The sequence below is a fragment of the Njordella calcicola genome, assembly GCF_056494125.1.
Map to the genome: position 1 here is coordinate 737,705 of NZ_CM151396.1, position 25,118 is coordinate 762,822.

Here is a 25,118-nt window from a genome sequence, read left to right on the forward strand (position 1 = left end):
ATGAATCCCAGCTTTGATGATTCGGTGGCTCTAGAACGACTAAAGCAACTAGCCAGTGGAGTGCGAGAGCAACTGGCCAATGTGGTCGTCGGTCAGAAGGACGCCATCGAATTAATCATGATTGGTCTGTTGGCCAACGGGCATTGCTTACTGATTGGCGTGCCTGGTTTAGCCAAGACGCTGATTGTCCGCACGTTTGCTAGTGTGTTGGATGTCGAGTTCGCTCGTATCCAATTCACGCCGGACCTGATGCCGTCGGATGTGACTGGCACCGATGTGCTGGTTCAAGATCAGGCGACTGGAGAGCGACGTTTTCATTTTATCAAGGGCCCGATTTTTACCAACGTTCTGCTGGCCGACGAAATCAATCGAGCGCCGCCCAAAACACAATCTGCTTTATTGGAAGCGATGCAAGAGCGGCAAGTTACGATTGGTTCGCAGCGGCATGGGCTGCCGGATCCCTTTTTTGTCCTAGCGACACAAAATCCGATCGAGCAAGAAGGTACCTATCCCTTGCCCGAAGCTCAACTGGATCGCTTCATGTTTGTCGTTAACTTGGACTATCCCGCGGAAGATGAAGAACTGCGGATGTTGTTGCAGACCACTGGTGACGACCGTCCTGAAGTCGCTTCGCAAATGCACGCCGACGACATCATTTCATTTAGGCATTTGATTCGGCGAATCGCCATTTCGGAGTCGTTAGCAGCGATCGCTCTGCGAATTGTACGATTGACGCGACCGTCCGCAGACAATCCGTTGCAAGACATACGGGAGTGTGTGGCTTATGGGGCAGGTCCTCGAGCAGGGCAGTTTTTGATTTTGGCTGCCAAATGTTCAGCCGCTTTGCGAGGTTCGCCTCTAGTTTTGGAGGAAGATATCTTCCGCGTGGTCGACCCAATCCTTCGGCATCGGTTGAAGACAAACTTTACTGCTCAGGCGAAAGGATTGCGTGAGCCTGCTATCATTGAACAAGTGGTACAGTTTGTTCGCAATGAATTGACAAGCAAGGCGCAGCGTGGCGGAACTGGCAAGTTACTTCGATCCTAAGCTCATTGCGCAGCTTGGTGGGCTCAAATTACGAGCCGCCTATGTGGCCGATGGCTTGGTTGCTGGCGGGCATTTCTCCAAACGCTATGGCAGTTCGATAGAGTTCGCTGATCACAAGTTGTATACCCCCGGCGATGAATCTAGGCATATCGACTGGAAGCTTCACGCACGAACCGATCGATACTTCGTGCGACGATTCGAGGACGAATCCAACCGACATTTTCATTTTCTGCTAGACGCAAGTGGTTCGATGCAGTTCACGGGCGCAACTAGTCCGTGGTCCAAGTGGGATTGCGCGGCCACGATCCTGATGGCCGTCAGCAATTTGTGCATTGTCAATGGCGACGCGGTCGGTTGGATGTTGTGTAGTGCGCAAGGTCCGCAATGGAGCGATGCGACCAGACTGCAAAGCGCATTGGTGAGACTCAACGACATGCTGGCAGGCATTCAACCACAAGGTGTTGTCTCGGCGGCTCAGTCCTTGCAATTGGCGGCCAATCGCCTTTCGAAACGCTCCTGCGTGGTTGTGTTGAGCGATTTAATGGAGTCGCCAAATGACTTTGAATCGGCGTTGTTACGCTTGTTGTACGATGGTCATCAGGTTGTTCTGCTGCAAATCGTCGATCAAGATGAGATTACATTCGCCATTAAAGCGGGGGGCAAGTTTGTCGACTTGGAAGACAATTCTTCTGTGCAAATTGATCCGATCTTGATACGCGAGCGTTACTTGCATTTGTGGGAGCAACATCAAAGGCAGTGGCGAGAGATGGTGGCGAAGCTCAACGACGTTCGCGGGCGGTGTGCCTTGCATACGATCAACACATCCAAAGCAATCGCCGCTGCTTTAATTGGCGCGTTAGATGGAGCCCAACCTGCGCGATGATTGAATTCGCTTCTCTGTCGATGCTAATTAGCCTAGCCGCGGCGGCAATTCCCTATCTACTGCTGCGCCAGCGACGAAAGTTTAGTCAGGTTGTGCAATGGCCGACGCTGCGTTTTTTGCGTGAAGCGTCGGCCAGTCAAGCTCGACGCCTAGACTGGCTGCAATGGTTGCTGCTAGCCTTGCGAACTCTTGCGTTAGTGCTGATTGCACTGGCTGTTGCCAATCCGTTTTTTAGCTCGTCAGCGGCCTCAAGCTCCCGCGACAATGCAACTGTCCTGCACTGTTTTCTGCTGGATTGTTCTCCCTCTATGGCTCGTTCGCTCAGTGAGTCAAACAGCGCAGCTACATTGCATGAATTGGCAAAAGAAGACATCGCTCGTAAGATTGACGCTGCAGGTCGCTACGATCTGGTGGCCCTGGTCGCAATGAATCATGGACCAACGATTGTTCACTTCGGCGACTTGATCAATCGCGAGCCAGCAAAGCAGGCCTTGTTCGGAATGAGTACGCAAGGCGCATCGGTGGTGACCGACGGCATCGAAGTTATCGCACAAGCTTGTCTCCAGGAAGCGCTCAGGCGAACGGAGTCGATCCACACTATGAAGCTGCACATCGTCAGCGACTTTTCAGTTCATGAATGGTCAACTGCGAGACTGGAGCAATTGGAGCCTAGTTTACGTAGCTTGGAATTGCCGTCCTTAGATCTCCAAGTGATCTACGATCCCATCAACGAATTGGCTGCTGATCCTGCGATCGCTTCTGGCTTAGCCACTTTCAGAAATCTCACCATCGATGATTTGGTCTTAGATGATTTTAAGGCAGGCCCTGGCCCGGTTGTTCTATCGGCTAGAATCGTCAACAGTGGCAAGACACAAACGCTGGCGACCAAGGTGCAATTATGGATCGATGACAGTCTGAGTCTCGAGCGAATGCTGCCAAGTTTAGACGCGGGGCAGTCTGCCGTAGTCGATTTTCCTGTTCGCTCGGATGCGACCAGCGATCAGCGCCTGGAAGTTCGCTTGCCCGGCGACCATTTGCTTTATGATAATGCTCGATATGCTGTCCTGCCACGTCGACTCTCTCAGCAAGCCGTCGTTCTTGCCAGCAGCCAATTGCAAGCGGTGGGCTTAAGTTCCGCTTATGCAGCATGGGGGGGGCAGGCAAGCGTAGTGAACTCCATCAGTGAAGTGCCTGACCGAACCAGTGATCGCGATTTGCATATCATAGACCCAGCTCAGATTGATGCGGCATTCCAAGAACTGATTAATCAAGAAACCGCCAGCGGAAACGCTGTGTTTATCTGGCTAGGGCCATCGTTTCAAGCGGATTCAGCTTGGGCGGTGGATTGGGGCGGAATTCCAGCACAAGATGCCTTCGTTACAGAATGGGCTGGCAACCAATTGGCGACCGTTGCGCAGCGCCAAGCGACTGCGGACAGTCAAACTGGAAATGCCGTGAGAGTCTTTGAACTCCCGATCATGAAGTATTGGAAGTTGAACCAACGCAAGCCAGAATGGCGCGAGGTGCTGACTTTGGGGAATGGAGATGCGTTTGCTGTTCAGTCGGATTTGGGCCAAGGTACATTGACTTGGATTGCAAGTCCACCTGTCTTAGGTGAAGGCGAATCGGCTGTCGAGGACTGGAACGCGATGATCCGATGGCCAACGTTTGTGCCTGTAGTCGAGCTTCTTCGTCAGTCGAGCCGTGATAGTAACTTACGATCTTACTTGGCAGGCCAGACCGTGAGATTGATGCTGCATCGTCCCGATGGGATTGAGCTAAAACTGCCTGATAGACAGATGGAGTCAATCGTGGTCGATCCATCTTCTGTTGGGACCAACGTGATAATTACCGACACCGCGCAGCTCGGAGTTTATACTGTGGTCGATCCGCAATCGGCTGCCAGAGAAAGCTTCGACTTTGTCGTAAATCTTGATCCAGAAGAAATACAATTCGCTGCAATCGAATTGCCAAACGCGGAGGGTCTGGGCCAAGATGCAAGTGCCACTACGGTCGAGCAGAATCGAACTCGCCAGTCTCTATTTCAATGGTTGTTGGGGGTCGCGATTACGCTATTGCTCACAGAAACCATCATCTCCGCAATAATCGTCGCGAAGCGATTGTAGCAGGGCTTTGATTTCGTCTTGGCGAAGATCGGCTGAGATCGAGGAATAGTATTCTCCGTGAAGGCCAAGCATTTCTCCTAATTAACGTGTATCCTCTGGGAAGGTTACTGCGGGAGGAGGAAAAGAGTTTTCAATTCGCGTTTCCTACCGTGGATAGTTTGCCTTGGCCAAATAGCCTGTAGCAGACCAGGCGTACGATCCGTTACACTAACCCCTTTCGTTCGCAGTGATTGGCAAAGTTATTACGCATGATTTCTTGGGAAACCCAATGGCCCTTTAGTTTTTGGCAGGCATGCGGCTTGGTGCTTGTCATTGTCGCTATTGTGGTCGTTGGATATTGGCTGCAGCATTTGCGTGTGGTGCAGTATGCCCCAAACAGGTCGGTGGCCCAGTGGCGGACTTTTTGGTTGACGACGTTGCGATTAACTGCAGTTGGCTTGATGCTTTGGATGCTAGCCGGCTTGGTGTTGAACCGCTTGGCTCCCACGCCTGCATCGGTTTGGATTGCCGTCGACCGGACCGCCTCCATGTTGCAGGAAGACGAACGCTCCGAAACTGGAAGCAAGCAGTCGCGGATTGATCGTGCTGTGGATGTCGCTACAAAAATGACTGACGCCATCAGGCAACAGCGTAGGTCGCAAACCATCGAATACTTTACCATTGGCGAGCAGTTGGGGACGGTGGATTTGCAGCAAGTCCAACAGTTATCGACCGCTACGGGCAAAGAGGAATTGGATTCTGCCAGTCGATTAGGAAACTCTTTAAATAGCCTCATGGAGAAAGCGAAGCTTGAGCAGCCGTTAGCATTGTATGTGATTACGGATGGTCAAGTGACCGAAGGGATTGGCTTGTCTTCGATACGCTCCAATAGCAATCAGGATCGCAGCGGAACGCCGGTCTTTTCGTTGGTTGCTGGAACTGCAGTCTCGCAACCGGACCTAGAACTGATCTTGATGAACCGTCCGAATCTGGTTTTTGTGGGTGACGAAGTTAAGATCGAAGCGCAACTACAAGCCAGTGGACTTGCCGGACAAGTCGTGGAAGTGGCATTGGTCTCGCAAGCGGATGGGCAACGGTTGGTCGAAAAACAACTTACGTTTGCTGGCGACCAGGAAACGTTGTTGATTGAATTGCCGTTTCCGGCCGAAGTGGCAGGAAGCCAGGAGCTTCTGATCCAGGCTTACGTTCAAGACCTAGACCGTGAGCAGGCCCAAGCATTCGATGCGGAGCAGTCTCTAAGTGTGATGGTGCGAGACCAACCGCTGCCCGTCCTGTTGATCGCGGATAGTTACAGTTATGAAGTGCGGTTCTTAAAGCATTACTTCGAAAGAACGCGGCAGGGAAATGCTTCGGGTGGAGCTGTGTTTGCTCCCACGTTCTGGATTGCATCGGCCGAACGTAGCTTGGTGCGAGCCGAAGCAAACATGGTAGAATTCTTACCAGCCCAACTCGATTGGTGGAAGCAGTTCGATACATGTGTGCTTGTTGACCCCCCGGCAGGTATTTTTGATTCCGTTCTGGCCGCGACTGTGCAGCAAGCGGTCCAGCAGGAGGGGGTGGGGTTGGTGTTTGTGGCCGGACCCAGTCAAACGTTGCAAACATTTAAGCAGCCTCTTTGGAGGAATCTCTTGCCCGTTCGGTCACTGGAAGTTGTTCCTAAGGCAAGCTCGCACGTGCAGTTTACCAAAGAGTCTGACATGTTTGGATTCAACTTTGCGGGCCGAACCAATTCGCGGTCGGAGATGCTGCCTCGCGTGTCGAACTTAGGCTTGCAATTTGAGCCCAAATTGCCAGCCGTTGTTTTGGCGCAAAACATGACAGCTCCATTTCTTGTAAGCCAATTCAATGGGGCAGGGCAGGTCGCCTTCCAAGCATCCGATGAGTCCTACCGCTGGCGAGTTTTTCGCGGAAATGAAACGCTGTTCAATCGATATTGGACCGAATTGTTGGGAGCGACCGCAAGAAGCGTGACGGAAGCGAACTCGTCGCCTCCTTTGATGATGCAGTCTTCCAAACAGCGTTGGGAGGTTGGAGAGATGATTGATATCCGTTTTGACACCAGTCGATCGGGTGTCGACTTTGCGTTTAATCGCGACGAACCTCCCAGTTTCGAAGTGATCTTGGAATCGATTTCAGGGGACACCGCAGAAAAAGTTACGGTGCGAGCAACGGCAGAGAGTGCCGTCTTTCGCGGTACTATCCAGCTTTCTAAAGCGGGCCGGTATCGTGTGCGTGCCGATGATTCCAGTTCAGCCCTGCCGCGATTAAATCTTCGTGGTAGTATTGAGGTGGTGCCTGAACGCTCAGAGACATCCAAGCTTGGACCGGATGTTGACAGCCTGTTACAATATTCGAATCGGTATGGCGGGACGGCGCTACCGTTGAATCAGTGGCGTCAGTTAATTGACAAGTTGCCACCGGAGAAGCTCTTGCATTTTGAGCCTCTGCCGCCAAAATCGGTCTGGAATTATCCGCTGTTGGTCGTCTTGGTCATCGCCACGTTGGGATCAGAATGGTATCTGCGAAATCGCTGGGGTTTGCTGTAACATGAGCATGAACAATAGCCCCCCAAATATTGTCGGGTTGCTCACCGACTTCGGTTGGACGCACTACGTTGCCCAAATGAAAGCGGTGATGCTGCATCTCTGCCCTTCATTGAACGTAATCGATATCAGCCACAGCATCCCTAAACAGGATGTCACTTATGCAGCGGTCGAATTGCTGCACTGTCTGGAAGCGTTCCCGAAGGACTCTTGGATTATTGCGGTGGTTGACCCGGGAGTGGGAACCGCGCGGCCCATGCTACTAGCCGAGATTAATGGTGTACGCGTGTTAGCACCCGACAACGGTTTGATCACTTTGATCGCACGCAAGCATCGTGTTACTCGGCTGATGGTTTTGAATAACCGCGAGTTCTGGCGGCAGTCACTTTCCAGCACCTTCGAGGGACGCGACATATTGGCGAGCGTCGTGGGGCAAGCCTGTCGACGCCCTGAGATCCTACCGCTGCTGGGGACAGAAATTGATTCGTATCGAAAATTAGAAGTCCCGGAACCGGAATTGGGCCAAGACCGCATCGTGGGGCACATTCTCTACCTTGATTCCTTCGGAAATGCGATCACCAACGTTTCTCGATCCCATCTGTTGGAAGTTTTCGGGAGTCTGGAAGTGCCCGAAAATGAAGATCTGATCACACGGGCTGATTATGCAGGGCCATTTCGATTCAAGATCGATGGTATCACCGCCACGCCGGCCTTAGTAAGAACCTATGCCGCTCGGCAGCCAGGCAGTTTCGTCGCGCTGATTGGGTCGAGCCAGTATCTAGAATTTGCGCTCACCAACGGCAACGCGGCACGGCAAGTGGGGCTGCAACGCAATCAAAGATTCGAAATCCTGCGACAAACTGTGAGAACCGTTACTTCCATTTTGGGTTGATTGGAAGTATTCCTGCTATGGTCCCATGACCCGCCGAATGTTGTTACACTGTTTGCGAGCGAGCCAATCGTTCGGTGTCACATCGTGTCGCATGTGCAATGGTAGGTTGGAACGTCTGCAGGCAGTCCTGCGTCAATTCAGGATCAATGTTGTCGTCGTGTGTCGGAAGTATTTTGTCGGTTGCATCCCGTGGAGTCATCAATGAAAACCGAAGGAACCGTTCAAGAGGTTTCTCCTTGCGGCGATCTCGTTACAAGCATTACCGCCGAGCAGCTTGCCGGACATGCACGAGACTCACAAGTTCGTATCGTCGTCGATGAAGAGCATGAAACATTTGGTATCTTCGACAGCTCTGATGGCCAACCAGCGATGACGCTGCTGGCAATTCAGCATGGCGAAGGAGTCATGAAGCTGCATTTGGTGGGTGACTCGGCCGCGGATATGCTAGGCATCCGGGCGGGAGCCAAGGTTGTTGTTCAATCTTAGTCGCTGTGAACCCCAACCATCTATCTTCGTCGCCTTCGCCGTCGCTGCGGGAACTGGATCGAACCGTTCTCTGGCACGCGTTCTCGCAAATGCGAGATTATGATGGCCTGATTATTGAAGCAGGACAAGGCAATTACCTGATCGACATTGAAGGCCGTCGCTACCTGGACGGTGTCAGTTCGATGTGGTGCATTGTGCATGGTCATAACCATCCTTACATCAATGCTGCCATCGTTGAACAGCTCAATAAGATTGCCCATGTCACATTGCTTGGCCAAGCCAGCTCCAATGTAGTGAGCTTGGCCAAGCGGTTGTGTGACCTAGCGCCGCCCGGGCTTTCTCACGCGTTTTTTGCTTCAGACGGTTCCTCGGCAATTGAAGCTGCGATGAAGATCGCCTTTCAATTTTGGCATCAGCAACCCCCAGCCAGCGGCACCTCGGCGTCGCAAGATGGTCAGCAGAGTCCAGCTCGTGATTTGTTTCTAGCCGTTAGCAACGCTTATCACGGCGATACCATCGGCGCATTGTCCGTTGGAGGAGTGCCCCGATTTCAATCCGTTTTCCAGCCCTTGTTGTTTCCCGTTTTGCATGGTCCATCGCCAGCTTGTCGTGATTCGGAACGCCATGATACGCAACTCTTGCAAGCCACGCTTGCCAGCTACGATCGATTGCTTGCAGAACATGCTGGCAGGATTGCGGCGATTATCGTCGAACCGTTGGTCCAGTTCGCGGCGGGCATGGTCTTTCACCCCAATGGCTTCTTAAAAGGCCTACGAGAACTGGCCGACCAACATCGTACGCTACTTATTGCGGACGAGATTGCAGTTGGCTTTGGAAAGACAGGTCAAATGTTTGCGTGCGACCACGAAGCGGTGACGCCCGACTTGTTATGTTTAGGCAAAGGTTTGTCGGGGGGCTATCTGCCGCTCTCGTGCGTGCTCACCACCGATACGATTTGGGATGCGTTCCTAGGGGCGCCGACGGAATCCAAAGCGTTCTATCACGGACATACTTTTGGTGGGAATCCGTTGGCTGCTGCGGCTGCTCATGCAACACTAGACCTATTTGAGCAGCAACGTACGCTGGAACAGGTGCGAGAGAAATCCGTTTATCTCGCTGGGTTGCTGACGGAATTGCAAGACCATCCCCATGTGCAAAACGTTCGTGTCCTAGGACTGATTGGAGCGTTTGAGCTTGTGCAAGAAAAAGCTGCTGGTCGCGCATTTCCAGATAGTATGCGAGCCGGTGCAAAGCTTTGTCGCGAACTGTTGCAGCATGGCGTATGGATGCGTCCACTGCGAGATACCATCGCCTTTGTGCCGCCGCTGAGCATCACTCGTGAAGAATTACGCACCATCGTCAACGCAGTAAAAGCCAGCTTACATTGCTTGGTAGACTCGTAAACGCGTCAGTCGTAATCGGACGTCTTCGACTTACGAGAGTGCGATGGCCTGGAGCAGGAAAGGACTACCATTTCCTATTTTTGAATTTGGAAGTCCAGCGACGTTTGGCCAAACTTCTTGCCTTTCATGTCCTCAATAGTGACACGCATTTCATAGTTGCCCGGCGCAATCTGCATCGGCATGAAGATCCGGTAGACGACAAAGTAATCGCGGCGATGATTGGCGCACACTTCTTTTTCCATCGGCAGCAATTGGTCTGCGATTCGATTCCCACGTGAGTCAACGATTTCATAGTTGCCTTGCAGTTGCGTTTCGAAGCCATTGCGCAGTTCGTCTGCGGTAACGTTCTCCAGTTCGCAATACAACAGCACGTCTTGATCTGGCTGAAACAGCTTGGATTGGAAAGGGGTCACTGAGCCGTAGCCTTGTACCTCGGTGCAGAACGCTGCGTTGCGGACTTCCAGATTGCTGATCTTCGAAAGGTGCTGGTTTGCCTTGCGTTGGTTCTCCATGACCAGAGCCCAGCGTCGCGAGGAGACCGGCATGCCGTTTGGGTTGATGGAGTCATACAGCGCCTGCAACTGGTAGCGATAGTACTCTTGTTCGGCTGGCTGCAAGCCTTCGATCGGCTTGAGAGCTTGTTCCAAATTGTTGTTGGCAAGATGAATCATACGCAGCGCTAGCTCGTAGTTGATCTTTGTTTTCACATCGAGTGATGGCTGGGCGGTCAACTTGCTTTCCAACGAACTAACGGCGCGGTTGAGTGCTTGGTCCCACTCAAGATTCGGTTCCGCGATTTTTGAAGCGCTAGCTAGTTGAACGGCTGCGCTCGGCTCAGTTGGCTGTCCGGCGACCTGTTGAACGGCGGCAGAGACCACGGCTGATTCTGAAGTATGGGAAGCGGGAATGGTGAAGGCAGCGGCGGCAACTTGCGACGCCGGCTCAGTGGCAACTGGTGCAGTGGTAACTGGTGCAGTGGCAACTGGTGCTGCCGCGGAAGCTACGGACGGCGTGGAGGCTCGATCGGAAAGCGAAATTCGAACGGGATCGCTACTGGCTGTCGTGGTGGCAACAATCGGCGTTGTCGCTGGTTCTGGCGATGGCTGGCTGTTGGTTCGATGGGCTTGGGTCGCGACCAATTGATTGCGGAGCACATCTTGGAGGTGGGGAGGCAGGACCGCGATCGCGGAATCCAAGTCGAGATCCTGATCTGCAGTTTCAACGGGCGAAGCCGCCGCGGTTGTGGCGGTTGTGGCGGGCTTGGTCTCTGCTGGTGGGTTTGCGGCGGGCGGCGTTATCGCAGGCTTGGCGGCGGCAACTTCTTGGTCTTTTGGAGAAGTGGAAGTGGTTTTGCTTTGCGAACTGGTGTTGGGAGCAGGTTTGGCATCTTGGGTTGCCTCTGCCGACGCAGGCTTGGTCCGATCTCGAGGCGACTGGAACTGCCGAGGCATGGCGTAACTGTTGCGCGCAGGAGCTTCCCAGTCGTCCTGTGGACCAGCATTACTATTTCTCAGTCCAAAGGGTTGGCAGCCAGCGCTGCTTAGCATGACAGCCGCCAGACCTGCAATCGCGAAAGCAGTTGCCCCGCGACATCGTTCTTGTAAGTGCGAATACGCCCACCTAAGTGCAATGAAAAACTTGCAAAACAACAAGTGTCCGATCGCAAATACTGAATTTCGAGGTGAGGGATTTTTGGGCATCCTGCCAGGTCTCCGTCCGTGCAATAGTTCTGCGCAGCCTACGCAACAAATCAATATAGTGGCGAAGATTAAAGATTTTCGTCCACTGGCTGCAATAGGAAGAGCAGCGAAAACAGATTCAATCAGCCGCTAAAACCAGATTCGCCAAGTCGCGTTAAACCTCAAATCCTACGTAAACCGCTTGCATTCCCCATCTTCACGGCTATCTTAAACTTTAGCAACTGTACGACCGAATCGTAACGATTCGGCAACTTGATTCTACTAATACACAATGGTCGTGCGAGGCACTGGAATGAAAAAGATTTTCGCATTGTTTGCGGGTTTGATGGCGTCAGCGTTGGCAGTTGAGCCAGTTGCTGCAGGCGGGTTCGGCAGCTATGGTTCTTCTTACGCAGCTTATTGCGGAAGTTCTGGCGGTTACTCGTCCTACGCTGGCTATGGAAGTAGCGGATATTCGGCCGGCTACGGCAGCAGTGGTTATGCTTCCGCTTATGGCAGCAGCGGCTCGGCAGCGGGCTATGGCAGCAGTGGCTATTCTGCCAGCTACGGCAGCAGCGGCTATTCTGCTGGTTACGGTAGCAGCGGTTATACGGCAGCAGCGGCTCGTCCAGCCCGACGTTTGTTTCGTCATCACCACGCTCGATCTGCTAGCTACGGCAGCAGCGGCACCACGGCAGGTTACGGCAGCAGCGGCTATTCCACCGGCTACGGCAGCAGCGGCTATTCGACTGGCTACGGCAGCAGCGGCTATTCGACAGGCTATGGCAGCAGCGGCTACTCGACTGGCTATGGTAGCAGTGGCTCCACGACTGGTTACGGCAGCAGCGGCTATTCCTCCAGCTACGGTAGCACTGGCTATTCGGCTAGTTCGGTTACCAGCAGTGGCTTCTACAATGGCTATGCCATTCAAGCTCCATCCTCTGCACCAACCGTGCAAGGGCCAATGGAAGCTCCTCCAGGCTACCGCTGGGTTCAGCGATCCTCTGGCTACACGCCTTCCACTTCCGTTGGCACCATGTCAGCAGGAAATTGGAATGGTTATGAGATCCAAGCACCATCGTCCTTGCCAACCGTCGATGGCCCAATGGCAGCGCCTCCGGGATATCGCTGGGTACGTCGACCTCGTGCTACCACGGCACCTGCGGGCAGCATTCTGAACAACTCCAGTTCCCTTGAGTACAGCGATCGAGAGCTGCAATTGGTCAGCTCAGTGAATGCTTACCAAAGCGACGAAATTCAGTTGACGGTTAAGGTATCCGAAACCGCCAAGATTTTTGTAAATGGAAACGCAACCACTAGCACCGGAGCCATCCGTCAGTTTGTTAGCCGTGGTTTGGATGCGGATCAAGACTATCGATTTGAGATTCGCGTAGAAGATGTTGTCGAAGGCAAAGAAGTTGTCGACACCAAGACGGTTGTGTTGAGCCCAGGCCAAGGCGAAGTCGTAAGCTTCGACCTGCGTGCACCAAGTTCGCCGATCGAAACCGTGTTGACACTGAACGTCCCAGCCGACGCTTCCGTGAGTCTTGCTGGCAACACCACCAAGACCACAGGCAACGCTCGAACCTACCGCACGAAAGAGCTGAAGATTGGTCAAGTTTGGGATGACTACACTGTTACGGTTACCAGCAATGGCATGACCAAAGAGAAAGTAGTCCGCTTGATCGCTGGTGATGATATCGAATTGACCTTCAATTTCGACGACACCGACAATCGCATCGCTCAGCGTTAATCTCGATATTTGTCGTGATCAACAATTTTGTATAGGCCAGCTTGTCTTTCGAAGGCAAGCTGGCCTTTTTTTGTCGCGGACGCTCTGTTTATCGGACGCGGCATTGGAAACGTACAATCCCGCCTTCGCCGGTTTTCAGCGGTTGCTTAATCGTCCACTGTAATACATCCGAACCCGCTTCATTTGGAACGGTATCAAAGGTTGCAGGCAACGAGCATTGTGCGCTATCCGGTACATACTCTAAACGTGGTGGCAACGAGTCATGAATGATTAGCTCAGACAACGTTTGCTCAGCGATGTTATCGAAGCGGATGGTGAAGTCGACGATGTCGCCCACGTTGGCGGACTGTTGTGACGCGACTTTACACAATCGGATTCTCGCGCCGCCGCGTTCGTAGGTGAAAAGTCCTTGGGCATGATCGTCTGACTGCACCACTTCGGTAGTTTTGTTGTCTACAATCACCATCAGTTCATCGACGGTAGACCACGCAATCGCGTTGGCTGCGTACTTGATCAATTCAATACGATCGGTGTTTGCCGCAACTCCTGTCCGAATGAGTTGCAAATCTTCGTACGGCTTGAAAGAATTGCTCCAGCCACGTGGACCTTGATTTTGCAACACAGGCACACCACGGTTGCGTTCACGAAACGCTTCGACCACTTTCACGTCGCTTTCGCGACTTGGCTTCAGTTTTTCGGCTAACTGCGTTGGAGGAACTGGTGCATGGACGTGGGCGGCAGGCTCATCTCGCAGAGCGGCTCTCGCGGCCAAGACCCCATCGCTTTCGCGGAAGCTTGTAATGCGACGCACGGAGGCAAAGCGGGGGGCGTAGATCGCAGTTCGGCAGCCTGTCTCGGCGAACTCACGACCATCTTCGGTGGTGAATTGGACGACGGTATCTTCAGGGCCTAAGCCGACGATAGAATAGTCATTTCGTATTCGCACCAAAGGTACTTGGTCGCCACCGTCATAGATGTACTCTTGTGGATCGAAGCCTGCATGCGGTCTGAACGGCGAGTAGGCTGACTCGGCTGAACAACCGCTACCGACGAAGTCACCATTAGCATAGACGGGTTGGTAGGCACCGTAGCTTGAATTGCAGCAACTGCATCCTTGGCCATGGCCACCCGTGATAGGCCCATTGGCAGCAACTGGCATTTGGCCAGGATAGGTATGCATGGCAACTCGCGCATATCCAGGGTCACCACCAGGATAGTTGCCGGCCGGTGTGTTTGCGAATTCTTGGTAGCTGGCGGCAGCGACATAGCCGGCCGCGTTCGCTGGCAGCATGCCTGATGCTTGTTGGGCCACGGGGTAGTTAGCCGAAGATGTTTCTGGCGTTTGACCGATCGCAGGCGGGGCAGGGCGGCTAGCATGTTGCGTGGCGCCAGCTCGCGAGAATCCGCTTGCAGACGCTTGGTGCCAAGGAGTGGTCTGACAACCTAGAGGAGTAACCAGTAGCGAACCGGTACCCAGCAAGAAGCAAGCTTTGCTCAGCAAGACTCGCAGCGTGATCGATTTAAAGTTGGCTGGTTTCATCCGAATCAGGACTTCTTGTGTCTAATGGGAATCGCCAATACGTCCAGACGCATTGGATTGGCGAATGAAGTGATCGCGGTGCATTGGTGCGACTGAGTTGCCGTTATTTGGAAAGTTGGCCGCCGATGGGACAGATCCCTGAGCGGGTGGCATCGCTTCGTAACGCTGGAATATGCCTTGATCGTATAACATCTCAGCATCAGGCACTGGCTTGAGCGGAGCTACTGGCGGGCAGCCAAACAGAAACCCAAAGTCTAGAAAGCCGTCCGCTGTCTCTGGAACGCGAGAGCCCAGTCGCAAGATAACTAGCGGTCGTCCGTAGATGTCCGCTGTCGTCAACATGTCCTCGCCGCCCGTCGCTTCGAATATGCGCTGTGGCCCCTCGTAGCTTACGGGTTCAGCATTGGTAGAGTCCTCGAGATAGACAACTCGGGAAACCAAATCGCCTCGCATCGCTGCCTCGAACTCGATCGCATCAAATTCAATCGGTATCGGAAAGCGATGAGCTTTTTCGGCAGGAGGATAGGTGCGATCGATCAGTTCGACGGTGGGATATAATTCGACACCGGGCTCAAACGGAATCCCTGTAATTTTGATTCGATAAGGCACTCCGACCAGCAATGCAACGCGAGCAGGTTGTTCCACCGGATCACCGAAGAAGCCATCTGTCGCAAACGAGAATTGAACTCCTTTGGGACCGCGAAATTCGACCGGCTGCATATAGCCTTGCAGATTAGGGTTTCGGTGAAGTTGTGTGGCACCGATTACGCCCGGCGGTTGATCGTCTCGCAGCAGCGGACTGGACTTGGGGAGTTGCGATCGAGGTGACTGAGCACTCACACGCTCCAAGCTGCATATGGCCAGCAAGCTTAAGCAGCAGATCGCCGCTCGGATCTTTAGCGATCGGCTCCAACGTGCGGTTAGAGAGTTTCGAAAGTATGGCCGCTGAATGCTCATTCTATTCACATTTACGAAAGGAATGTACTTGAAGCCAAGTCGACGACAGCGGCTTTAGGGTCAATCAATTTTGATGCTTGATGGAATCGAAAAAGCATCATGATCATCCGAGACAAGCGGAGCTCACTTGCTACCCCGCTTATCTTGAATCACACGCAATGGTGATCGCAGTTAGCGAATCACGTTGGGTGGACAGTATTCCCCATTCGCGTTGTACGAACCTTGTTGGCTGGCACCGTAGATGTCTGCCGGAACGCTGCGACTTGGATGTTCCATTGGTGGTCGTCCCGAAGGATAGCCAGCATGAATGCTCTGTTCACGATAGTGCATGCGGCTTGGTGGCTGCGGATACGATTGCCCTGGCTGCGAGCGAACGTGAATCTTCATGTCCTCGACAGGACCTGGAATATTCATGTGCGTATGGTTCTTCATGGTATGCGACTTCAAACCTGCCGGTGCACCAAACGGAATGTGAGGAGGTCCTGGCAGACCAATCGGAGTCCCACTATAGGTCATGCCGTATTGAGGTGCCGAGACACCAGCGACCATGTTAGGCGGAGCCATCATTGGGTCCATACCAGGGCCACCTGGCCCGCAGTAACCGCCGCCCATACTTGGGTCGTAATAACCTGCCATATATCCGCCGCCGATGATCGAATCGCCGGCCATTTCAACATCTTTGTTACCCAAGCGAATGATTGCAAGGATAGCGCCGCGGCGGTCCGCTTCGATAATTGGGTCCAAACCGGGCTCCAAGCGTGTGCTGACCAGTGTGTCGATTCCCGCTAACGCATCGCCCTGGAATTCAGGGTCTGGTAAGTAGATGACCTTGGTAACAAAGTTACTGGAGAGTGCTTGGTCAAAATCCTCTTCAGTAAACTGAATCGGCAGAGCGCTGTGAGCGAGGTATGCTGCCGAACGAGGTGTCGACGGAGCAATCTCTAGCGTTGGATACAGTTCCACTCCTTCGCGGCCACGAATGTTCGTGAGCTTCAAGCGGTAAATGCCACCTTGAGCAAAGGATTGACGACCTGGCACCACTACTGGTTCGCTGGTGAAAGTATTATCGCCGACGACGTCATACAGGATCTGCATTGCTTGCGGTTGATTAAACAACACCTGAACGACCGGAGCCGACATGCCAGCACGTGGTACTGGGATGGTTTCAGGCATCAAAACGCCTGGACCAGGACCTCCAACCATTGGGCCGGGCTCGGCCAAACGGATTGCAGGTGGAATATTGTGGCGGGCACCAAATTCGCCGCCAATGACTGAGCCATTCGACACGAGAACGAACCCGGATGCGGCCATCAGTCCTAAAAAGTAACGCATCTTCATAAAGCTTTTCCCCTTAAGCAGTTATCAGTCGCGGGCTCGCTAGCTGTCGGTATACCGGTCAGCGTGGATGCACACGCGTCACGGTCAAACTCAGGGCCCTTGGTCTCCGCTAGCAAGATTACTCTCGCTCGCGTCGCTTAAAGCCCTGCCGCCGCAGCATCTCGAATTGTTTGCTTTGTCTACGTATCTACCTGGACGTATTGTCGGCTTGCTTTCTACAATCGCTGCAAAACACAAATCCGACTTAGGTAGTCACCAATTCTTGTTTCGGCATGATACATCGCGAATCTTTGGTAAAACCCTCACAAGTTGCCCATGACTTACGACCTGAAAGCATTTTTTCCCCTCACCGCACCTTTCCGTAGGTTTGCTGGCATTTGCCGTAAGCCGGGTTTGCCATGGCAATTCCGCTTGTTGGCTCTGCTCTTGCTCGTCTGTTCCGGCACCTGGGCTATCTCGCAAAACATCGGCGAAGGGCAAGGCAACGCGCCGCAGGTCGATCCAAACTACCTCGTGCTGCAGGCGATTCAGAAAGCGGTGTGGGGACCGCGACTCTCCTGCCGAATTCATCAGCAAACCGATATGTTCGATCAACAGCAGATTGGAATCGGACACTACAGCCACTCCGGAGGCGGGGAAGGGCAGTTGGAGTTGGGCATGCGATATTCAACCGGACGCAGCCAACTGTACTTCGAGCAACTCAGCGACGGACGCTTCGTCTGGTCGTGGTCCAACGACGGCAACCCTCGTCGGCGTGTTTTCCTGGATCCAATCCGCAATGCACTTGGCCCGCTGGCAGACAAGCAGAATTCGGTAACATCCTGCCTTCATTTGGCGGTGGGAGGACAGGCGGGTTTGTTGCGTTCGTTGTATCAACGGTATCGCTGGTACCGTATCTTTGCTGGCGAAGTCGACGGCCAGCCGATTTGGGAAATGATCGGTACCCTGCGGCAGACGCCTCCCAGCCCTACCGCTCAGGCGCCAATTGATATGAAGATGTTTGCCGGAACTTCGAATGAATTGTTACCGACCGATGCTCGAATTAGACTAGTCCGCGGTGGTGATGCTGATTTGGTGCCATTGAGAGTGGAGTACTTTCGCCGCGAACTGGATGAGAACGGAGAATTGAAAGGGCACATCAAAGTTACCAAGATTGAGTACACCGATATTGAAATTGATGGACACTTTGACGATTCGAAATTTACGTTTCCTGACCACGCATCCAATCCGATCGATGAAACTGCAGAGTACCTGCCGGTCGCGCCTCTGGCTGGAACAGAGCTGCCTTTAATGCGTTAGATGACACAGTTACCATTGGAATCAAATCCCTCCCCCCCTCCGATTTTAACACCTCCCCAGCGAACGTTCTCTGCGATAGTTGCTTATGACGGGACACGCTATGGAGGGTGGCAGCGACAGATTAATTCAAACTCGGTCCAACAATGCCTTGAGGAGGCGCTCACGCTGGCGCTAAAGTCCGATATGCGTACTTTGGCTAGTGGCAGGACGGATGCTGGTGTCCATGCGCTTGGTCAAGTCGTTCGCTTTCGCACGACCGCTTGGCAACATGAAAGTTTCAAACTGGTTCCAGCCATCAATCGTCACTTGCCCAGGGACATCGCCGTTCAAGAAGTTCGTGAAACGGTGACCACGTTTAATCCGATGCGAGATTCGATTAGTAAAACGTACCGTTACACGATTCGAGTTGCGCGTTGCCCCGATCCATTTGACGAGCGAGTGGCTTGGTTTCTCCCTCGCCGAATCGATTTTGAACTGCTGCGTGAAGCAGTTTCCTATTTGGTTGGCACTCATGATTTCGTGGCGTTCGAAACCTTGGGCTCACCTCGGTCAACGACCGTGCGGACCATGTTTCGACTTGATCTTCAAAAAGTCCCTGCCCGATTTGGAGACTATATCTATCTGGATTTTGAAGCCGACGGTTTTCTCTACAACATGGTCCGGAATATCACTGGGACTCTAGTGTCCATCGCCTCACGAGATTTGCCAGCCGAAACAATTTTGGACATTATGCTCTCCAAAGATCGCAAACGTTGCGGACAAAATGCACCGGCCTGTGGTTTATGTTTGATGCATGTAAACTATCCTAGTGCGATCTATCTCGAATCATAAGACGAGCCCATGCAGCGTTGAGCGGACTTGGTTGCAACGGCTCGCAACACAACGAAGCCACCTTTGAAATCGGAAAGTAACCTCTACGTTCATGCGAGTTGTCCACATAATCACACGAATGATCGTTGGTGGCGCGCAAGAGAACACTTTGCTTAACTGCCTGGACCTTCAACAAGATTGGCATGATGACGTCGTTTTGGTCACCGGTCCAACCACTGGCCCCGAAGGACGATTACTGGAACAGAGCAGGGCAGGGGGACTGCCCATTCGAACCGTAGACTCTTTGCAGCGAGCGATCCAACCCGTCAAAGATTTTCAAGCGTTGAAGCAATTGAAGCAACTGCTGACGGAATTGAAACCCGATGTCGTCCATACGCACAGTGCCAAGGCTGGGATTCTTGGCCGACAAGCAGCATGGTCATTGCAAGTGCCTGCGATCATCCACTCGGTGCATGGAGCTCCTTTCTATGATTATCAACCCAAGTTAGCGAAGCTGTTTTATCGGGCCTGCGAACGTTGGGCTGCAAAACGCTGTCATCGTTTCATTTGCGTTGCTGATGCTATGACCGACTTGATGGTCAGTGCAGGGGTGGCGCCGCGTGATCGATTCACGACAATCTACAGCGGGATGGAAGTTCGGCCCTTTATCGAAGCGGACTTGCATCGCGGTCGCATGCGCAGTTTGCTGGGGATCGACGATAGCGACATCATCGTGGGCAAAATCGCGAGACTGTTTGAACTCAAGGGACATGAGTTTATTCTTGAAGCGGCCCCTTCGATTGTCCAACGCTGTCCACAGGTCCGATTTCTATTTGTCGGGGACGGACTACTGCGGAGCAGGTTCGAAGCGCAGATCGAGAGCATGGGACTCAAGCACCATTTCATCTTTGCTGGACTAGTCCCTCCCGACACCGTTCCGCATTACCTAGGCGCGATGGACATGTTGGTTCACACATCGCTGAGAGAAGGTTTGGCGAGAGCGTTACCCCAAGCATTGTTGGCTGGAAAGCCGGCTATCAGCTATGACATCGATGGGGCCCGCGAAGTCGTCCGCAATGACGAAACTGGCGTTTTGCTGCCCCCGCGGGCTATCCAGCCGCTGGCCGACGCAATCGTGCAACTGGCTCGGTCGGCCGAGGATCGTATCCGCCTGGGCAGGGCAGGGCGTGACTTGTGTGAACCGCGTTTTGACCACCACGAAATGACACGTCAGATTCGAGAGCTGTACAAGCAAACGCTAGCCGAAAACAGATCAGCAGCCCAGATGGGCAAGCATTAAACAGCATTCATCCAGAAAAACGCAGAAAAGACAAGGAAGTCAGTGGGGCAGGGCAGCGGTAACCTTTTGCCAAACCGTCGCTTCAATTAAGATATCCGCTGCCGTTTGCCTAGGCTGTTTTGCGCCGACAATCGGTATTTGTTCGTTAATCCTCTTCTTCTGCTACCGTAACATAGAAGGCCAGCTTGCATGTCGAAAGTTCGCGACTTCCTGGGACCTTATCGATTAGCCCGACTTATTCGATTGGGAAGTGTTTGCCAAGTCTGGGAGGCAATCGAAGAGTCAAAAAACGAACGCGTCGCGTTGAAAGTGCTGCGCCCCGAACAACGTGGAAACAAGGAAGAAATCGGCTACTTGAAGTGGGAGTACGAAGTTGGCGCGCAGCTCAAGCACAAGAATATCATCAATATCAAGGACTTTGTTACGGACTCGGACACCCCTTTTTTGGTGCTAGAACTGTTCAGTGAACTGAACGTGAAAATGGCCCTTCGCCGCGGGCCTGAGATGATCGCTCACTTGGTTGACAAGATTTTTCTGCAAACCGCCGAGGCGCTCTACTACTTCCATTCCAAAGGCTTTATCCATTGCGACGTCAAACCGGACAACGTGCTGCTAGATCGCAATGGCGAGATCCGCTTGATTGACTTCACGATCGCCAATAAGAAACGCACAGGGCTCGGCAAGCTCTTCAGCATGAAACCCAAACTCCGTGGGACGCGATCGTACATGTCACCGGAGCAAATTCGCCGCGAGCACTTGGACGAGCGGTCCGACATCTATTCGCTGGGCTGCATGTATTATGAGATCTTGACGGGCAAGCTGCCTTTTACTGCTACGTCACCAAACGAACTGCTCAGCAAGCACCTCTCGGCTTCCATCCCATCGGCCCTTGTTCATAACGACAATATTTCGGCCGACTTCAATGCCGTACTGCGTTCCATGATGGCCAAGGATCCTAAGGATCGCCCGTCATCCATGTGGGAAGTGGTGAAAGCGGTTAAGGGCGTCAAGATCTTTAATCGTCCGCCGCGTTTGCCCGAGAAATCAATCTTCGATGATCTACCCATGGGCGGACGTGTTGAGAATCGCGAGCAGGCTGAACCAAAAAGCGACAAGCCGGCCGGTTCTTCCGACGACAAGAAAGAACAAACCGATGCGCCCAAGGCTGACCAAAAGCCGAGCGACCCAACGAAGAAGACTCCTTCCAAAAAAGACTCAGACGAAAAGAAAGACAAGAACAAAGGTAGTTAACCGATGAGCACAAACAACGAAAGTGGATTCTCCGGACCAGACTTTGAACTCCCGATTCTCGAAATCGAAGCCGAGATTCGAGCGGTCGAGCAAAGTGGCGAGGTAAGCAGCGCTGTCGAAGGTCGTCTTAAGTACCTGCGTCGCCAATGGACGGAAACGACTCGTTCAATTTACAGTTCGCTCAATCCCTGGCAGATCGTCCAGATTGCACGCCACAAAGATCGCCCCTACACTCGCGATTACCTCAATCTCGCATTCGATGAATTTATTGAATTGCATGGTGATCGTTTCTTCGGTGATGATCGCGCGATGCTCTCGGGATTTGCAAAGCTTGATCAGCACAAGGTCATGGTGATCGGTCATCAGAAAGGCCGGACTTACAAAGAACGAGCCGCCTGTCATTTCGGATGTGCCCATCCTGAAGGCTATCGCAAAGCAATGGTGAAAATGCGATTGGCAGAAAAGTACGGTCTGCCTGTCATCTGCTTTATCGATACGCCAGGCGCTTATCCTGGCGTGGGTGCTGAAGAGCGCGGCCAAGCTCAGGTCATTGCCGAAAGCATGTTCTTGATGAGTCGCCTCAAGACGCCAATCATTTGCGTTGTAATCGGTGAAGGCGGTTCAGGCGGTGCGTTGGGTATCGGCGTCGGCGATCGAGTCGCCATGTTGCAGTTTTCTTACTACAGCGTAATTAGTCCTGAAGGTTGTGCCGGCATCCTCTGGAAGAGCCATCAGTTTGCATCGAAGGCGGCTGAGGCTTTGCGGTTTACCAGCAAGCACCTGGAGCACCTGGGCGTAGTCGACGATGTGATTGAGGAACCGTTGGGCGGGGCGCACCGTGATCATAAGCAGATGGCCTTCCGGTTGAAGACGTATCTTGTCAAAACGCTGAATCAACTGGTCGCGATTGATCGTGAGCAGCTTGTGCAAGAACGCTACGACAAGTTTCGCAAGATGGGCGTTTACTTGGAGCGATTGGAAGATGGCCAGCTTCAGGCGGTGGGTACGTCGATCAGCGATGAACTTGCGATTTAATCTTGCGGCTTGAGGATGCGAGTTCAGTGCGTCGTGCAGCACGGCAGCGGCGTCAGGAGCAGAGCAGGCAAGCCCAGAAAACCCTCAGAGCAACGTCCGATAATGTTTCTTATGTTCGGTTCGGGCTGCAGATTTCCATAGGGATTCGCAAGTTCGCGAAAGCGGGCTGGACTGCCCTGCGACTGCTTTTCCAGGCCGCTCGGCCAAATCTCGCCGTCGTCGGTCGAGGCTTGTTGGCATCATGTTCTAGCAATGGTTTGGTTGAGCAGAACTCTGCCGCCTCACGGATAGGGCAAGACATTGTTGTTGTACTGTGGAGGCTGCGAGTACAACGTTCCACCTCGAACGTTGGGCGTTAGGTTTTGTGGCGTGTTAGCAGGCGTCGAGCCGCCAAAGAATTCCGAAGTGTTCGGAAGGGGGGCGTTAGGCGCCGGATTCCACCCCCCCTGCCCGTTGGGCTGATTCGGCTGGGGTTGAGGCCAACTGTTCAGCAGGTCACGCGCAGCACCCACGGCGTTGTTGAGTGTTTCTGGCGTAAAGCTTGGCTGGGAAGTTGGCGTGCCAAAAGGAGCTTGAGATCCGCTAGCTCCGCCCTGCCCGCCCAGCCAATTGCCAGCGATCTCGCTCGCTTGATTAGCAAGCTCGCTGTTCCAAGGAGAACTGGGCTGCGAACCGGAGTTCCATGGCGTCTGTCCCACCTCCAAAGAGCGTGGGTCGCTGGCGATCGAAGCGCCTTCCAGTTTCTGTCGCACTCGATCCAAGTGCGGACGAATAACCGTTTCGATTTCGGTTGGCAACACAATGCCTTCTGCCGCCGTTAGGAAAGTGCTGATATAGCGACCGCTCCGCGATTCGACGATCGCTTGCTGCTGTTGCTGGCCTAGTAGGGTCATCGCAAACATGGTGATCAGCAAGCAGAACATGACGCCTTTGCCCAAGCCAAACAAGGCGCCCATTTGACGGTCGAAATCTCGCAATCGAATTCGGTCAATTGAACCGCTGACCAATCGGAAAACGACCCAAATTGCAAACGAAGTTCCAGCATACAGAATGAGCATGGCAATAAAGGTATTCATCGGCGGATTGACTTGAATCCTGGGCGCGAGTTGGTCGCGGAAGTTGTAAGCAACAAAGTAGCTGACAATGATTGACGCCAGCGATGCAACTTGCCATGCAAAACCTTTGATCATGCCAAATAGCGTTGCGGCAGCTACCACCACCAGCATGATAATATCGTACGCTTGCATTCCGCTGTCTCTTAACTGCTTTGCGAATGGAATTGAAAATGAAACTGGTTGGGATCGCTGTCTGCCAGTCGCTGCCGACTATATGCGGAATACGGATGGAAAGAGAAGAGCAATCTACCGTATATCAAGGGCTAGCAATCGGTCGCGGAGCAAGGCAGGGCGATGTAAGTGACGATTCGCCGAAATCCGCCTTGTCTTGGATTCTGGAGGATTGTTAGGATCGTCTATTATGGCAAACTTCCAAACTCACATTAGCGTCAGTACGGCAGCCGGCGTAGTGTATGCGCTCGCGGGATATCGCTGGGGCATACCATGGGAAACGTGTGTGATTTCTGGCGGCTTATGCAGCGTGTCCGGTATGCTTCCCGATCTTGATAGCGACTCGGGGATTCCACTGCGTGAGGCGGTCGGGTTCTCATCCGCTTTTGTGCCAATGTTGATGGTAGACCGATTGCAGCGAATCGGCTGCAGTCACGAGATGATGGTCTTGATTGCAGGAGCTGTCTATCTTCTGATACGTTTTGGTTTGGCTGAACTCTTCCGGCGCTATACGGTGCACCGGGGTATGTGGCATAGTGTTCCAGCAGCTCTGTCGTGCGGCATGTTTGCTTTTCTTGTGGTTTCCTGCGAAGACATGTCGATTCGACTCTTTAAGACGATGGCGGTCGTGTTGGGTTTTGCATCGCATTTGATCTTGGACGAGATATGGTCTGTCGACTTCAAGCGCGGCAACTACGTTTTCAAAAGCAGCTTTGGATCGGCCCTCAAGTTTTGGGGATCCAATACGCGAGCCAATCTCGTAAGTTATGGTCTAGTGATCGCCCTGGGAGTCTTGGTTTACCAAGACCAAGGCTTCATGGAAAAGTTTGGTCATCAGCGATCCGATGTTCCTCATACCGCATGGCAGGTCATTCAATCCTTTTGGGAGAAAGATCCGCCAGCCGAAACGATCAATCGTTAGCTCCCTGGAGGTTGCGGCTATCGAGCCAGAATGTCACGGGGCCGTCGTTGAGCAAAGTGATCTGCATGTCTGCTGCGAAGATCCCCTGCTCTGTCGGTACATTCGCGGCGGCGAATTTTTCGCAGGCTTCTAAATATAATTGCTTAGCCAAGCTTGGCTCAGCCGCTTGCGTAAAGCCGGGTCGACGACTACGACAATCGGCGAATAAGGTGAACTGGCTAACCACCAGCAACGAGCCGCTTACATCCAACACCGATCGATTCATTTTGCCTTGTTCATCAGCAAACGCTCGCAGTTTGAGGATGCGGTCAACCATGAAATCAACATCCGCGCTAGAGTCCCCCTGCCCTACCCCGAGAAACACCAGCCAGCCCAATTGGATTTGGCCCACGATCTGAGCGTCAACTTCGACACGGGCGTGTCGCACTCGTTGTAACAAAGCTCTCATAAACTGCTTTCAAAAATGGTAGGTCGTTTCAGTCCGCTGTTGAATCGGGTTACAATAGCATGATTATGCTTCAGGTCGTAGATCGGCTTTAAAGTCGCTTTGCTAGAAAGACTTCCGACA

At 53.0% G+C, this 25,118-nt stretch carries 21 protein-coding genes; 14 read left to right on the plus strand and 7 right to left on the minus strand.

From position 1 onward, the window contains the following. The 5 genes from SH302x_RS02780 to SH302x_RS02800 all read left to right on the plus strand — a co-directional run bounded on the left by SH302x_RS02780 (window position 1) and on the right by SH302x_RS02800 (window position 7,491). Window positions 1-1,047: an AAA family ATPase gene (locus SH302x_RS02780; RefSeq protein WP_479367178.1), complete on the plus strand. Its 1,047-nt coding sequence runs from the start codon at window positions 1-3 to the stop codon at window positions 1,045-1,047. Then, window positions 1,016-1,930, plus strand: coding sequence for a DUF58 domain-containing protein (locus SH302x_RS02785; protein WP_479367180.1), 915 nt, complete (start codon window positions 1,016-1,018; stop codon window positions 1,928-1,930). Before SH302x_RS02780 ends, SH302x_RS02785 begins: the two co-directional genes overlap by 32 nt. After that, window positions 1,927-4,056: a BatA domain-containing protein gene (locus tag SH302x_RS02790; RefSeq protein WP_479367181.1), complete on the plus strand. Its 2,130-nt coding sequence runs from the start codon at window positions 1,927-1,929 to the stop codon at window positions 4,054-4,056. The genes SH302x_RS02785 and SH302x_RS02790 overlap by 4 nt, the downstream gene beginning before the upstream one ends. 248 nt (window positions 4,057-4,304) lie before the next feature. Then, complete coding sequence (locus tag SH302x_RS02795; protein WP_479367183.1) at window positions 4,305-6,602, plus strand: hypothetical protein; 2,298 nt, start codon at window positions 4,305-4,307, stop codon at window positions 6,600-6,602. Window position 6,603: 1 nt separating this feature from the next. Beyond that, entirely contained in the window at window positions 6,604-7,491 is an 888-nt protein-coding gene (locus tag SH302x_RS02800; RefSeq protein WP_479367185.1) for an SAM hydrolase/SAM-dependent halogenase family protein, read from the plus strand. Window positions 7,492-7,534: 43 nt separating this feature from the next. On the opposite strand, the gene SH302x_RS02805 is transcribed toward SH302x_RS02800, so the two are convergent. Beyond that, entirely contained in the window at window positions 7,535-7,690 is a 156-nt protein-coding gene (locus SH302x_RS02805) for a hypothetical protein (RefSeq protein ID WP_479367187.1), read from the minus strand. Window positions 7,691-7,692: 2 nt separating this feature from the next. Between SH302x_RS02805 and SH302x_RS02810 the strand changes: the two genes are divergently transcribed. Further along, on the plus strand, window positions 7,693-7,977 hold the full coding sequence (locus SH302x_RS02810) for an SAM hydroxide adenosyltransferase (protein WP_479367188.1): 285 nt from the start codon (window positions 7,693-7,695) through the stop codon (window positions 7,975-7,977). Window positions 7,978-7,982: 5 nt separating this feature from the next. Continuing rightward, the gene (gene bioA / locus SH302x_RS02815) at window positions 7,983-9,380 is read left to right on the plus strand and encodes an adenosylmethionine--8-amino-7-oxononanoate transaminase (RefSeq protein WP_479367190.1); all 1,398 of its coding nucleotides are present in this window, start codon (window positions 7,983-7,985) and stop codon (window positions 9,378-9,380) included. A 74-nt stretch (window positions 9,381-9,454) separates the two neighbouring features. On the opposite strand, the gene SH302x_RS02820 is transcribed toward bioA, so the two are convergent. Beyond that, a complete protein-coding gene (locus SH302x_RS02820; protein WP_479367191.1) occupies window positions 9,455-11,080 on the minus strand; it encodes a hypothetical protein in 1,626 nt (541 codons plus the stop codon). 292 nt (window positions 11,081-11,372) lie between these two features. On the opposite strand from SH302x_RS02820, the gene SH302x_RS02825 reads away from it, so the two are divergent. Further along, window positions 11,373-12,812: a TIGR03000 domain-containing protein gene (locus tag SH302x_RS02825; RefSeq protein WP_479367192.1), complete on the plus strand. Its 1,440-nt coding sequence runs from the start codon at window positions 11,373-11,375 to the stop codon at window positions 12,810-12,812. An 88-nt stretch (window positions 12,813-12,900) separates the two neighbouring features. Here the strand turns inward: SH302x_RS02825 and SH302x_RS02830 are convergent, their stop codons facing one another. The 3 genes from SH302x_RS02830 to SH302x_RS02840 form a co-directional block, all read right to left on the minus strand. Beyond that, window positions 12,901-14,352 carry a hypothetical protein gene (locus SH302x_RS02830; RefSeq protein WP_479367194.1) on the minus strand — a complete coding sequence of 484 codons (1,452 nt, stop codon included), beginning with the start codon at window positions 14,350-14,352 and terminating at the stop codon, window positions 12,901-12,903. A gap of 21 nt (window positions 14,353-14,373) precedes the next feature. Further along, the gene (locus tag SH302x_RS02835) at window positions 14,374-15,309 is read right to left on the minus strand and encodes a hypothetical protein (RefSeq protein ID WP_479367195.1); all 936 of its coding nucleotides are present in this window, start codon (window positions 15,307-15,309) and stop codon (window positions 14,374-14,376) included. A gap of 171 nt (window positions 15,310-15,480) precedes the next feature. Next, complete coding sequence (locus SH302x_RS02840; RefSeq protein WP_479369232.1) at window positions 15,481-16,641, minus strand: hypothetical protein; 1,161 nt, start codon at window positions 16,639-16,641, stop codon at window positions 15,481-15,483. Window positions 16,642-16,962: 321 nt separating this feature from the next. On the opposite strand from SH302x_RS02840, the gene SH302x_RS02845 reads away from it, so the two are divergent. The 5 genes from SH302x_RS02845 (at window position 16,963) to SH302x_RS02865 (ending at window position 22,342) form a co-directional block, all read left to right on the plus strand. Next, on the plus strand, window positions 16,963-17,946 hold the full coding sequence (locus tag SH302x_RS02845; RefSeq protein ID WP_479367197.1) for a hypothetical protein: 984 nt from the start codon (window positions 16,963-16,965) through the stop codon (window positions 17,944-17,946). Beyond that, the gene (truA, locus tag SH302x_RS02850; RefSeq protein WP_479367198.1) at window positions 17,947-18,777 is read left to right on the plus strand and encodes a tRNA pseudouridine(38-40) synthase TruA; all 831 of its coding nucleotides are present in this window, start codon (window positions 17,947-17,949) and stop codon (window positions 18,775-18,777) included. A gap of 118 nt (window positions 18,778-18,895) precedes the next feature. Next, window positions 18,896-20,056, plus strand: coding sequence for a glycosyltransferase family 4 protein (locus SH302x_RS02855; RefSeq protein WP_479367200.1), 1,161 nt, complete (start codon window positions 18,896-18,898; stop codon window positions 20,054-20,056). 189 nt (window positions 20,057-20,245) lie between these two features. Continuing rightward, window positions 20,246-21,307 carry a serine/threonine-protein kinase gene (locus tag SH302x_RS02860; RefSeq protein ID WP_479367201.1) on the plus strand — a complete coding sequence of 354 codons (1,062 nt, stop codon included), beginning with the start codon at window positions 20,246-20,248 and terminating at the stop codon, window positions 21,305-21,307. A gap of 3 nt (window positions 21,308-21,310) precedes the next feature. Next, on the plus strand, window positions 21,311-22,342 hold the full coding sequence (locus SH302x_RS02865; protein WP_479367203.1) for an acetyl-CoA carboxylase carboxyltransferase subunit alpha: 1,032 nt from the start codon (window positions 21,311-21,313) through the stop codon (window positions 22,340-22,342). Between the two features lie 281 nt (window positions 22,343-22,623). Here the strand turns inward: SH302x_RS02865 and SH302x_RS02870 are convergent, their stop codons facing one another. Next, entirely contained in the window at window positions 22,624-23,589 is a 966-nt protein-coding gene (locus SH302x_RS02870; RefSeq protein WP_479367205.1) for a CvpA family protein, read from the minus strand. 229 nt (window positions 23,590-23,818) lie between these two features. Between SH302x_RS02870 and SH302x_RS02875 the strand changes: the two genes are divergently transcribed. Further along, window positions 23,819-24,550 carry a metal-dependent hydrolase gene (locus SH302x_RS02875; RefSeq protein ID WP_479367206.1) on the plus strand — a complete coding sequence of 244 codons (732 nt, stop codon included), beginning with the start codon at window positions 23,819-23,821 and terminating at the stop codon, window positions 24,548-24,550. Here the strand turns inward: SH302x_RS02875 and dtd are convergent. Continuing rightward, the gene (dtd, locus tag SH302x_RS02880) at window positions 24,540-24,998 is read right to left on the minus strand and encodes a D-aminoacyl-tRNA deacylase (protein WP_479367207.1); all 459 of its coding nucleotides are present in this window, start codon (window positions 24,996-24,998) and stop codon (window positions 24,540-24,542) included. The genes SH302x_RS02875 and dtd overlap by 11 nt on opposite strands. Window positions 24,999-25,118: the final 120 nt, after the last annotated feature.